This is a genomic window from Mesorhizobium sp. IMUNJ 23232 (assembly GCF_044326205.1).
Taxonomy (GTDB): Bacteria; Pseudomonadota; Alphaproteobacteria; order Rhizobiales; family Rhizobiaceae; genus Kumtagia.
Genome location: NZ_JBIRCY010000036.1, coordinates 1 through 12,233 on the forward strand (window position 1 = coordinate 1; position 12,233 = coordinate 12,233).

Annotated in this window: 8 protein-coding genes; 7 read left to right on the forward strand and 1 reads right to left on the reverse strand. The window is 64.4% G+C overall.

Annotated features, from left to right (window positions below):
* Nucleotides 1–192 (reverse strand): transposase (locus ACH196_RS23460; RefSeq protein WP_396647233.1); only part of this gene is annotated, 192 nt, incomplete at its 3' end.
* Nucleotides 193–1,083: 891 nt separating this feature from the next.
* Here ACH196_RS23460 and ACH196_RS23465 point away from each other — a divergent pair.
* The 7 genes from ACH196_RS23465 (at nt 1,084) to ACH196_RS23495 (ending at nt 12,231) form a co-directional block, all read left to right on the forward strand.
* Nucleotides 1,084–2,484 (forward strand): calcium-binding protein, encoded by a 1,401-nt coding sequence (locus tag ACH196_RS23465; RefSeq protein ID WP_396649362.1) that lies wholly within the window; start codon nt 1,084–1,086, stop codon nt 2,482–2,484.
* A gap of 401 nt (nt 2,485–2,885) precedes the next feature.
* Nucleotides 2,886–4,736, forward strand: coding sequence for a beta strand repeat-containing protein (locus ACH196_RS23470; RefSeq protein WP_396649363.1), 1,851 nt, complete (start codon nt 2,886–2,888; stop codon nt 4,734–4,736).
* A 312-nt stretch (nt 4,737–5,048) separates the two neighbouring features.
* Complete coding sequence (locus tag ACH196_RS23475) at nt 5,049–7,820, forward strand: beta strand repeat-containing protein (RefSeq protein WP_396649364.1); 2,772 nt, start codon at nt 5,049–5,051, stop codon at nt 7,818–7,820.
* Nucleotides 7,821–7,999: 179 nt separating this feature from the next.
* Nucleotides 8,000–10,291: a PBP1A family penicillin-binding protein gene (locus ACH196_RS23480; RefSeq protein WP_396649365.1), complete on the forward strand. Its 2,292-nt coding sequence runs from the start codon at nt 8,000–8,002 to the stop codon at nt 10,289–10,291.
* 90 nt (nt 10,292–10,381) lie between these two features.
* Nucleotides 10,382–11,191, forward strand: coding sequence for a SapC family protein (locus ACH196_RS23485; protein ID WP_396649366.1), 810 nt, complete (start codon nt 10,382–10,384; stop codon nt 11,189–11,191).
* A gap of 311 nt (nt 11,192–11,502) precedes the next feature.
* Nucleotides 11,503–11,976, forward strand: a complete 474-nt coding sequence (locus ACH196_RS23490; RefSeq protein ID WP_396649367.1) for a hypothetical protein — start codon at nt 11,503–11,505, stop codon at nt 11,974–11,976.
* Between the two features lie 60 nt (nt 11,977–12,036).
* A complete protein-coding gene (locus tag ACH196_RS23495; RefSeq protein WP_396649368.1) occupies nt 12,037–12,231 on the forward strand; it encodes a hypothetical protein in 195 nt (64 codons plus the stop codon).
* Nucleotides 12,232–12,233 lie beyond the last annotated feature (2 nt).

Consider the following 12,233-nt stretch of genomic DNA (forward strand, 5'->3'; position numbering starts at 1 on the left):
CCACTGGCAACCGGTCGACAACACATACATCAGCCCATTGACCACCTCGCGCAGCTTCACGCTCCGCTTGCCGCCGCCTGGCCTGCCGGGCGGGATCAGCGGTTCGATCAGCGCCCATTCCTCATCGGTCAGATCGCTCGGATAACGCAGATGATCACGGTTGTAGCGAGCCCGGTTCTCGGCGGTCCACATCGGCGCATTCCTTCTCGAATCATGCCGAACAAGGAATCACAACCGATCCAAAACCAGAAACTCAAAATCCGACAACCGATTCTGCCCGCTCACAAAGTCCCCGGACGGACACTCACTGCTGCGACCGCATTCCTATGGCGACAGCCGCAGGAAATATGCTGTACGGTCGAGGCGGCCGAATGGTCAAAACACCCAGGTTCCAGTGCATCCAGATTTCACCCGCCAGGTGGACCGTTTGGGACACCATTGCGGATCAGCCGGCTTCGCTGGGCGGCAGCCCGTTGACGGCCCGCACCAAGCCAAGCGCCGAAGCCGCCTGCGACGTGCTCAACCGTATCTACAAGAATCGCCTGCGACATGAGCCTTTCAGACCACATACACCCGGAACGTAGCAGGGCTGCCGAAGCAACCGCGCGAGAGCCCACCCGGCGCCGGCGACCGATCTTCCTGACAAAGCGGATTGCCGACCCGCCGTTCGCCGTCGGCCGATCCCCGATCACGGCGCGTTACCGCTTTCCCTTCCCGCCTCCCCATCGCTTTCGAACCGCCGCGAGGATATCGATGGCGGCTTCGGCGAAGCAGTCCACGCCAGCGCTCGGCGTTGAACCCAATGTATTGTCGAGATTTTTCCTATTTAAGAGATCCGTAATGTATCCAACGGAGGCAGAACAGACTCGCCTTCCAGCCGTCGGACACAGATAAACCGATCCTATGCGCCGGAGGATATAAGATACAACGCTTCGTATATTCGTCAATGCGCCTTGTGCAAATAGAGATTGCATAGGAGCCTGAATTCCATTTATCGTGTTCTGCCTATTCGATAGGCGAGGCCCCTTTCAGTCTCTCGCAGCCGGCTGCCGCCTGTGCGACCAGCAAAAGCAGGAAGTATCAATGCCAATCGTCAATCAGTTCTCGCCCGCAAATTCCGGCTACAAAGGCCCTGCCGAGCAACTCTTCTACGCCGGCGGCGGCAGCAGTTCCTTGATACATACGTCCGCCGAGGGCTTCGTGTATGGGCGGAGCGTTCCGAATAACGCTATGGGCGAGGGGTATTTCGACTTGGATCGGTCCAGCATTGTCGTTCAGGGGACCGACATCGGCTATGACACGAATGGCCTGCCGGTCAGCGGCACCATCACCAGCATCAGCATCACCAATGGAGAGGGAACCGTGCTTCCCGGCAATGAGTTCGTTTTCCGGCCGGCGCTGACGATCTCCGGTCTGTCGATGGATGTGGCGAGCCTGGCCGACGAGTTATTCCAGGCCTTCCAAAGCGACCCTTTGCCATTGCAGGCCTATTTCGACACGCTCCCCTGGTTCCATAGCGGCAGTGACGGCGTAGACGCGTTCACGGGCGGCGTTCTCGCCGACGTTATCCAGGGAAACAAGGGCAACGATAGTCTTCAAGGAGGGGTCGGCGACGACAAGCTCTTCGGCGGCGCCGACAATGATGTGCTCACCGGCGGCGCCGGCGCCGACCATCTCAGCGGCAGTTCGGGTATCGACATGGCCCGATACGCCGACGCGGCGGCCGGCGTCACCGTCAGCCTTGCCAATGCGTCGCTCAATACCGGCGAGGCGGCGGGCGACACCTTCGAGTCCATCGAGAACCTCACAGGTTCCGGTTTCGGTGACAAGCTCTCGGGCAACTTTCGCAACAACATCCTTCTCGGCGGCGACGGCAACGACACGCTGACCGGCGCGGCCGGCGCCGACACTCTTGATGGCGGAGCCGGAACCGATACCGCCTCCTATGCCGGAGCCGCCGCCGGCGTCGTCGCCAGCCTCGCCAACAAGGCGTCCAATACGGGGGATGCCGCGGGCGACATCTACCTGTCTATCGAGAATCTCATCGGCTCCGGTTTCGGCGACGTGCTGAACGGCGACAACACCGTCAATGTCATCAATGGCGGCGGCGGCAACGACATCATCAAAGGGGATGGCGGCAACGACCTGCTGAAGGGCGGTTCGGGCAACGACTTTTTCACCTTCAATTCCGCGCTGGATGCAGCCGGAAACGTCGACACCATCATCGACTTCGAGGTGGCAGCGGACACCGTCCGCCTGGACGACGCAATCTTCACGGCCCTGACCGCGGGCGCGCTTGCCGCCTCGGCGTTCAAGGACACCGCCGGCGGCCCGAAGGATGCGGACGACCGCATCATCTACAATTCCGCCACGGGCAACCTCTACTACGATGCCGACGGCTCGGGCACCGCGTTCAGCAACGTCAAGTTCGCGTCGCTCACCGGTGCGCCGGCGCTTACGGCTTCTGATTTCCTGGTGGTCTGAACAGTCCGTTCGAAGCCTCCAGGGGCGCTTGGCGGCCAGGGCGGCCAGCCCCCTCGTCGTGCCCCTATTGTGCGCACATGGTGGGCAATCGTGTCCTGCTCGCGGATCGTCATGGCTCCCAACACTTTTCGGCGTAAGGCTCCAGCACGACGCTCCCGGCACAAGGTATGAATTTGTGCCTCGCCGCCACTTGGGATCGCACGGCAAACTGTCCTGCCTCCGGTAAACTTCAACTGCGGAGGTCAATCATTTCTTAGCCATCACCCAAGAGACGGGCGCCCCTCGTATCGCTGGCGGGTGGAAGCTTGTCATTTTTACGATACAACCCTCGATAGCCGAGTCGGGCCTGGTTTCCGGCGGCCGCAATCATTTCACCACCGACAGCTTGCGAGGAGGACATCATGGCCACTTTCACCGGCAGCAACAGCGCCGAGGTTATCCCTGATCTCATCATCGGCCCTGTCCAGGGCATCGGCAACGACTTCGTCGACGCGCTCGGCGGCGACGATGTCGCGATCGGCTGGTCCGGCGACGATGTGGTGCGCGGCGGCGAAGGCGCGGACGCGATCATCGGCGGTCTTCTCAACGCCGCCGGTGTCATCACCAACTCAGGCATCGACGCCGCCGACTACACGACCTCCGTCGGTGGCGTGACCATCGATCTGTCGGTGACGGTCAGCGAGGTCCGCCCGATGCTGGGCATCAACATCCAGTTCACCGCTGCCTCCCAAGGTTTCGGCGGCGATGCCGAGGGCGACTATCTGCAGGGCATCGTCAACCTGATCGGCTCCAATACCAGCGGCGACAATATTACAGGCAACGCCGGCGCTAACACGGTCAACGGCCAGGGCGGCGACGACGTGCTCAGCGGCAATGACGGCAACGACATCCTGCTCGGCGGCGCCGCAAACGACCGGCTGATCGGGGGCGGCGGCGCCGACTCCTTGCAAGGCGGAGCGGGTTTGGCGGACACGGCGGATTATTCCGCCTCTGCTGCGCCCGTGACCGTCAACCTCACCACCGGGACCGGCAGCGATGGCGACGCCCAGGGCGACACGCTGACCGGCATAGAGCGCCTGATCGGATCGACGGGCAACGATACTCTCATCGGATCATCTTTCACCGACGACACCTTAATCGGTGGCGCGGGAGCCGATGTGCTCACCGGCAATGGCGGCATCGACACCGCCGACTATTCCGCTTCATCCGCGGCGGTGAGCGTCAGCCTCGCCGCCGGTACCGGCACGGGCGGCGACGCCCAGGGCGACACGCTGACGGGTATCACCAATGCCATCGGCTCGGCCTTCGACGATGCGTTGACCGGTATCGGCGCGGGCACGCTGGACGGCCAGGACGGCAACGATCGGCTGAGCGGCGGGTCGGTAATGAACGGCGGAGCCGGCAACGACAGCTTGCTGGGCAGCTCCCTGATCGAGACGCTGAACGGCGGGACCGACAACGACACCGTCAGCTACGCAAACTCGGCGACTGGTGTCACCGTCAATCTCAGCCTGTCGGGCTCGCAGGTCTCGCTCGGCGACGCCAGCGGCGACACGCTGACCGGCATCGAGAACCTCAGGGGCTCGATCTTCGTCGATACGCTGACCGGCGACGCCGGCGACAACATCCTCAACGACGGCGGCTTCGGCGGAGCCGACACGCTGACCGGCGGCGGCGGCAACGACAGCTATTCCGTCTACAATGCCGGCGCGGTGATCATTGAAATCGGCGGAGAAGGCAGCGACCGCGTCAATGCCGGCGTGGACTATGTGCTGGCCAGCGGCGTCAGCGCCGAATATTTGAACACCACTTCGCTGCTCGCCACCTACGCCATCAACCTGACCGGAAACGAACTGGCGCAGCTCGTGCGCGGCAATGACGGCGCCAACGTGCTCGACGGCGCTGACGGAGATGACGTCCTTTGGGGCATGGGCGGGGCGGACACCTTCAGCTTCTCGACCGCGCTCGGCGCTGGCAATGTCGATCGCATCGGCGACTTCAGCGTGACTGATGACCAGATCCAGCTCGACAGCACGATCTTCACCGCACTCGGGATCGGAGCCCTGGACGCCTCGGCGTTCAAGGACAGTTTCCTTGGCCCGCGCGATGCAGACGACCGCATCTTCTACAATTCGAACTCGGGCTCGCTGTATTACGACGCCGACGGCTCGGGCAACGCTTTCGCGGCCGCGAAATTCGGTACGCTCGCCCCCGGCCTTGCCATCACCGCCGCCGACTTCATCGTGGTCTGAGGCGCGGGCGTTTCGTCGCGGCCGGCGGACAGGAACGGCGGCTGGCGCTGGTGGCGCGTGGGCTATCGGCGACTTCGAGATCGCCGTGGACCGCGCGCGACATTGACCCAGGCCGACGCTCCAGCGCATCCGGCAACCTCGAAATCGAGGGTCGGTTCTCGGCGGAAAATCAACACCCGGGAATTGCCGAGACAGAGGCACACATAAAGGTCGGCGGGCGAACAAAGTTTACCGTTCAACGTAGCTTTTCGTTCAGCTTGTTCCGATAGCCCTTGCCGCCATCACAACCAGACCGGGTGGAGATTTCCCGTAATGACCGTCAACGCCAGTTCGCTCATCCGCATCTCGGTCGACAGCAGCGGCGCCAGCGCCAATGCCGCCGCTGTCGGCGGGCCGATGTCGGGCGACGGCCGCTACGTCGTGTTCGAGAGCGGTGCGACCAACCTGGTGGCCGGCGACGCCAACGGTTTCTTCGACGTCTTCCTGCGCGACACGGTGACCGGCACCACGACGCTGCTCTCGACCGCCACCGACGGCACGCAGGGCAACAACGCCTCCAGCGTGGCGGCGATCACCGATGACGGCCGCTATGTGTTCTTCAGCAGTTCGGCGACCAACCTTGTCGGCGGCGACACCAACGCCGCATCGGACCTCTTCATGCGGGACGCGCTGACGGGCGTGACCACCCGGGTCTCAACGGATTCGGGCGGCGGCCAGGCAAACGGCCTCAGCCTGAATGTCGACGTCACCGGCGACGGCGCCTTCATCAGCTTCGCGAGCGCCGCGACCAACCTGGTGGCCGGCGACAGCAACGGTTTCGACGACGCCTTCATCAAGAACATGTCGACCGGCCTCGTCACCCGCATCTCGGTGGCGGACGACGAGTCGCAGGCCAACGGCACCTCCTCTGTGGCCCGCCTGTCCAACGACGGCAACCACGTCTCCTTCGTCAGCTTGGCCAGCAACCTGACGGCAAACGACACCAACGGCACCGTGGGCGATGTCTTCGTCCGCGACATCGCCGCCGGCACCACCACCCTGGTCTCCGCCTCCACCACCGGCGGGTCGGGAAATGCTGTGTCTAACGGCGCCTCGATCTCCGGCAACGGCCGCTACGTCGTGTTCGTGAGCATTGCGACCAACCTGGTCGCCGGCGACACCAACGGCGCCGCCGACATCTTTGTCCGCGACCTGCAGACCAACACCACCACCCGGGTATCCACCGCCACCGACGGCAGCGAGAGCAACGTCCTGTCGAACCAGGCGGTGATCTCGGCTGACGGGCGCTACGTCGTCTTCGTCAGCGGCGCGAGCAACCTGGTGCAGGGCGACACCAACGGGCGGCGCGACGTCTTCCTGAAGGATACGGTGACCGGCAACGTGACGCGCCTGTCCGTCGCTATCGACGGCACCGAGCTCAACGATCTTTCGAGCACGCCCTTGATCTCGGCAGACGGCCGCTACGTCACCTTCCAGACGCAGGCGACCGACACCGGAGTGGGCGCCGAGGGCAACGGCACCGGCCTCGACGTGTTCCGCATCTCGCTCGTCGCCTCGGCGGTAGCCGATCGCATGATCGGTTCCGACGGCAACGACACCATCGACGGTCTGGCCGGCGACGACATCATCACCGGCGGGTTCGGCGACGACATAATCACCGGCGGGCTGGGCGACGACACCCTGATCGGCGGCGCCGGAGCCGATGCCCTCACCGGTGGTGGTGGCGTCGACACGGCCGACTATTCCGGTTCGTCGGGAGCAGTAAGCGTCAACCTCGCCGCCGGCACCGGCAGTGGCGGCGACGCCCAGGGCGACACGCTGACGGGCTTCACCAACGCCCTCGGCTCGGCCTTCAACGATTCCTTGACAGGAAATGGCGCTGGCACCCTGGACGGCCTGGCCGGCGACGATATCCTGAGCGGCGGCGCGACACTGAACGGCGGGACCGGCAACGACACCTTGCTCGCCGGCGCTTCGGCCGAAACGCTGGATGGTGGGGCCGACAACGACACCGTCAGCTATGCGGGTTCCGCGGCGGGCGTGACGGTCGATCTCGGTCTGTCGGGGCCGCAGGTTTCGGCCGGCGATGCTTTTGGCGACACGCTCACGGACATCGAGAACCTGAACGGCTCGGCCTTCAACGATTCCTTGACAGGAAATGGCGCTGGCACACTGGACGGCCTGGCCGGCAACGATATCCTGAGCGGCGCGGCAATCCTGAATGGCGGAGCCGGCAACGACGCCTTGCTCGGCAGTGCCGGGGCCGAGACGCTGGATGGCGGGGCCGATAACGACACCGTCAGCTATGCAGGCTCGGCGGCGGGCGTGACGGTCGATCTCGGTCTGTCGGGGCCGCAGGTTTCGGCCGGCGACGCCAGCGGCGACACGCTGACCGACATCGAGAACCTGAAGGGCTCGGCCTTGGCCGACACGCTGACCGGCGACGCCGGCAACAACATCCTCAACGACGGCGGCGTCGGCGGCGCCGACACGCTGACCGGCGGCGGCGGCAACGACACCTATTCGGTCTACAATGCCGGGGCGGTGATCGTCGAAGTCGCTGGTGAAGGCAACGACCGCGTCAGCGCCGGCGTCGACTACGTGCTGGCCAGCGGCGTCAGCGTCGAATATCTGAACACCACCTCGGTGCACGCCACTTATGCCGTCAACCTGACCGGCAACGAGATCGCGCAGATCGTGCGTGGCAATGACGGCGCCAACGTGCTTGACGGAGCAGGCGGCAACGACTTCCTGGTCGGCATGGGTGGTGCGGACACATTCCGGTTCTCGACCGCGCTTGGCGCCGGCAACGTCGACAAGATCACCGACTTCAGCGTGGCGGACGACCAGATCCAGCTCGACAGCGCGATCTTCACCGCACTCGGGACCGGGCCCTTGGACGCCTCGGCGTTCAAGGACAATTTCCTTGGCCCCCGCGACGCCGACGATCGCATATTCTACAACTCGAACTCGGGTTCGCTGTTCTACGATGCGGACGGCTCGGGCAATGGGTTCGCGGCTGTAAAGTTCGCCTCGCTCACTCGCGGCCTCAGCCTCACGGCCGCCGACTTCATCGTGGTTTGAGGCGCGGGCACTTGGTCGCGGCCGGCGGACGAGAGCAGCAACCGCGCTGGTGAAGCGTGAGCGGTGCCACAATTTGTTACCGCCCGGCTTTCCGATCCGGCCCCTTAACGGCCCCTTAAATCGCCGCATTTAGTCTCCACCCGGTTGCCGCTCAGCAAACGGGATTTAAGTCGCAGGCAATGGCAAAGGGGAACGGGACACGGATCGAGCCGACCTTCGACGGGCCGCCCCGTGGCAAATCCTCCACGGACTTCTCGCTCGACGAGGACGACCGGGTCGTGCCCGCGCCACGCAAGCGCGCCGCATCCGGCCGCAAGACAGCCGGAACCGCAAGAGACAAGGCCCCGGCAAAGGGCCGCGCCAGGCGTCGCGGCTTGCGCCTTGGCCGGCTGGTCTACTGGTGCTGCGTCCTCATGCTGTGGTGCGGCATAGGGCTCGCCGGGATGGTCGCCTGGTATGGCGCGCAATTGCCCAGCGTCGCCGACTGGTCGGTCCCCGACCGGCCGCCCAATGTCAAGATCGTCTCGACCGACGGCTCGCTTGTCGCCAATCGCGGCATGACCGGCGGCGAGGCGATCGGCCTGCACGAGATGTCGCCCTATATCCCGCAGGCGGTGATGGCGATCGAGGACCGCCGCTTCTATTCGCATTTCGGCATTGACCCCATCGGGCTGACGCGCGCCATGGCGCGGAACGTGATCAGCGGCCGCTTCACCCAGGGCGGCTCGACGTTGACCCAGCAGCTCGCAAAAAACCTGTTCCTGAAGCCCGACCGCACGCTGGAGCGTAAGGTGCAGGAGGTTTTGATGGCGCTGTGGCTCGAGCACGAACACAGCAAGGACCAGATCCTCGAAATGTATTTGAACCGGGTCTATTTCGGTTCGGGTGCCTATGGCGTGGAGGCGGCGTCGCGCCGCTATTTCGGCAAGTCGGCGCGCGATGTGACGCTTGCCGAGGCCGCGCTTCTGGCTGGCCTGTTGAAGGCGCCCTCAAAACTGTCGCCGGCCCGCGACCCGAAGGCCGCCGAGCAGCGCGCGCAACTGGTGCTCGGCGCCATGCGCGAGGAAGGCATGATCGGCGACAAGGAACTGGCGAACGCCATGAGCACGCCGGCGACCCGCGCTGCCGCATTCTGGACGGGTTCGGAGAACTATGTCGCCGACCGCATCATGGAAGAACTGCCGGCGCTGATCGGCGACGTGCGTGCCGACATCGTTGTCGACACGACCATCGACCTTTCGCTCCAGCAGCTTGCGGAGACCTCGATCCGCCGGCTGGTCGACGAGAACGGCAAGAAGCTGAATGTCAGCCAGGGCGCGCTGGTGGCGATCGACGATGCGGGCTCGGTGCGCGCCATGGTCGGCGGCTACGACTATGCCAACAGCCAGTTCGACCGCGCCTCGGAAGCGCGCCGCCAGCCGGGCTCGGCGTTCAAGCCGTTCGTCTATCTCGCCGCGCTCGAACAGGGCAGCCGGCCGGACAGCGTGCGCAACGATGCGCCGATCCGCATCGGCAAATGGACGCCGGAAAATTACAACGGAAAATATTACGGCCGGGTGACGCTGGCGACGGCGCTTGCCAAGTCGCTGAACTCGGTCGCGGCGCAACTGGTCATGGAGGTCGGGCCGGGGTCGGTGGTCGAGGCGGCGCAGCGCATGGGCATTGAGTCCAGCCTTTTGGCCAACAATTCCATTGCGTTGGGCACTTCGGAGGTCACCCCGCTGGAACTGACGGCGGCCTATGTGCCGTTCGCCAATGGCGGCTACCGGCCGGACGTGCATTTCGTCCAGCGGGTGACCAGTGCTGCCGGCGACGTGCTTTATGAGCACAAGGAAGGCGGCGCGCCACGGGTGGTCAGCCCGGATGTGGTCGGCATGATGAACGCCATGATGTCGGAGACACTGTCGGACGGCACGGCGCGCAAGGCGGCGTTCGGCTGGCCGGCGGCGGGCAAGACCGGCACCAGCCAGAACTCGCGCGACGCCTGGTTCGTCGGTTATACGGCGAAGCTGACCACCGGCGTCTGGTTCGGAAACGACGATGGCAAGCCGATGAAGAAGGTGACGGGCGGGGCGCTGCCGGCGATTGCCTGGCATGAATTCATGGCGGCGGCGCATGAGGGGCAGAAGGTGGCAAAACTGCCGGGAGGCTGGCAGGCGGCGCCGGACCTCGTCGACCAAAGCGTCCCGGACACCGCGACGCTGATCGAGCCTGCCGCGCAAGTCCCTGAAACGGCTGCGGTTCCGGAAGCGTCCAGGCCGACCCAGGCGACGCGCGCCGAGCCGGAGACGGCAGAGCGGGCAGCACGCGCCCAACCCGAGACGGTCGATCAGGCGGCACGGATCGAGGCCGAACCGGCCGAACAGCCGACCGCCTCGATCCCCAGACCGAGGCCCAAGGCGGATGTCGGCGGGCCGGTGGTCAAGAGCGAGAAGTCGATCCTCGACATCATCCTCGGCGATGGCGGCTGAGCCGCCGAAAGGCCGGATGCATTGGCCGGAATGGCTTGCGCGGGAGCGGTCCGGCGGGCATCATCGGCGCGGGCAGGAAAACGAGAGACAATGGCCGATACACTGCATATGGTGACGCGCGAGCGGCACACCTACAAGAAGTGGTTCCGCTCGCGCGACTACCACTTCGCCGCGGCGTTCAACATGATGCCGGTCAGCGCCGCCGAGATGATCCATATGGCGCGGGCCTTTCCGCTGGCATTTGTGGAACTGGAAGGGGCGCCGACGCTGGTGGCGCTGTTCAGCCTGAAGGTCGGGCACAACCTTTTCGTGGCGCCGGACGGGCGCTGGCTGGCCTCCTATGTGCCGGCGGCGTTGCAGCATTATCCGTTCAGCCTGGGCAAGAAGGCGGATGGCGGCTTCGCCCTTTGTGTCAATGAATCCAGTGGGTTGCTCCGCGACGCCGCGGTCGGCGAGGAGGGGTTTCCGTTCTTTACACACGACGGAACGCCCTCCCGCGAGACGCAGGAGGCGGTGGATACGCTGTCGAAGGTTCGGCTGGGTTTGCAGACGGTGCGAGCGGCGGGCGCGATGCTTCTGGAGAAGAAGCTGCTGGAGCCGTGGCCGATCACCGCGCAGGAGGAGGGCGGCAACCGCAAGATCGACGGCGTTTTCCGCATTTCCGAGCCGGCGCTGAACGCCATCGGGGCCGAGGATTTGTTGGCGCTGCGCAACTGCGGCGGCCTGGCTGTTGCCTATAGCCAGTTGTTTTCCATGGGAAATCTGTCGACGCTGGGAGCGCTGACCGGGGCCCGCGAGCGCGCCGCAAGGCAGCGCATGGCTATCCCCGCCAACAGCTTCATCTCCGAGGACGATGGCAATCTGAAGATCGACTGGGCGACGTTTCTGAAGGACGACTAGGCGTTTTCTAACGTTGTTCGAAAGCATGTCATGCCTGGAAAGTCGCTCCCAATCAATGACATGTCCGCTATCCGCCGGCAAAATCGTGTTTTAAGCCGGACATTGACCCCCGACAAGCCGGACATTCGCCGCCAAAAACCGGTTTTGGCCTGACATGAGCAGGAAAAAGGGCCGTTTGGGCTGGCGTCCGGGCAGGGGCACATGAACGACGTTCAAGGCACCTTCGGATTGCTCCTTATAGATAGGATACTGACCGTCTGGTGTCAGGAGGGGCCTGCTATGATCGGCCCACATCGGGGGGAGATTTTTTCATGCATGATTTAGGCTTCGGCGATTTCGATTTCCTGATCGGGGAATGGACGATCCGCAACGAGGTGCTGAAGGGCCGGCTGGTCGGCTCGACGGAGTGGGAGTTTTTCGACGCCACCTCGAAAGTCGAGAAGGTGATGCCGGACGGCAACGGCGTCTTTGGCGGCAACCTCGACCAGATGTTCGTGCCGGCACGCGGCTTCACCGGCATGACGCTCAGGCTCTACAACCCTGAGACGCAATTGTGGTCGATCTACTGGTCTGACACCAAAAGTTATCGCCTGTTTCCGCCGACCGTCGGACGGTTCGAGAACGGCGTTGGGGAATTCTTCGGCGACGATGTCGAGGGCGGCCGGCCGGTAAAGGTGCGCTTCCTGTGGACGGCGGGCGAGAGCCCGGTGTGGGAACAATCGATGTCGGCGGATGGCGGCGCGAGTTGGGAGAAGAACTGGGTGATGCGGTTCGAGCGGAAGTAACGCAATTTCCGCAACGGAAGATGGCTTGAAGGAAGCGGTCGCTTCGATCATATTCGGGTCATGAGCAAAGCGCCGAAACAGACTCGGGGAATCAGAACGGGGCGGTCGTCGCAGACCGGCCAGTTTATCGGCCGGACCGAAGACGGCATCCTGATCCCGAAACCGGATTTCAAGCCGAAGAGCTTCACCGTGCGGCAGTTGGAAGAAGCGATCCGCGCGGTGCGCCGCCGTCAGGCCGCCGAGCAGGCGGGGTAGAT

What these genes read in the sequence shown, in the direction of transcription:
- ACH196_RS23475 (WP_396649364.1), top strand. Translation starts at nt 5,049, where the DNA reads ATGACCGTCAACGCCAGTTCGCTCATCCGCATCTCGGTCGACAGCAGC.
- ACH196_RS23465 (WP_396649362.1), top strand. Translation starts at nt 1,084, where the DNA reads ATGCCAATCGTCAATCAGTTCTCGCCCGCAAATTCCGGCTACAAAGGC.
- ACH196_RS23495 (WP_396649368.1), top strand. Translation starts at nt 12,037, where the DNA reads ATGAGCAAAGCGCCGAAACAGACTCGGGGAATCAGAACGGGGCGGTCG.
- ACH196_RS23490 (WP_396649367.1), top strand. Translation starts at nt 11,503, where the DNA reads ATGCATGATTTAGGCTTCGGCGATTTCGATTTCCTGATCGGGGAATGG.
- ACH196_RS23470 (WP_396649363.1), top strand. Translation starts at nt 2,886, where the DNA reads ATGGCCACTTTCACCGGCAGCAACAGCGCCGAGGTTATCCCTGATCTC.
- ACH196_RS23485 (WP_396649366.1), top strand. Translation starts at nt 10,382, where the DNA reads ATGGCCGATACACTGCATATGGTGACGCGCGAGCGGCACACCTACAAG.
- ACH196_RS23480 (WP_396649365.1), top strand. Translation starts at nt 8,000, where the DNA reads ATGGCAAAGGGGAACGGGACACGGATCGAGCCGACCTTCGACGGGCCG.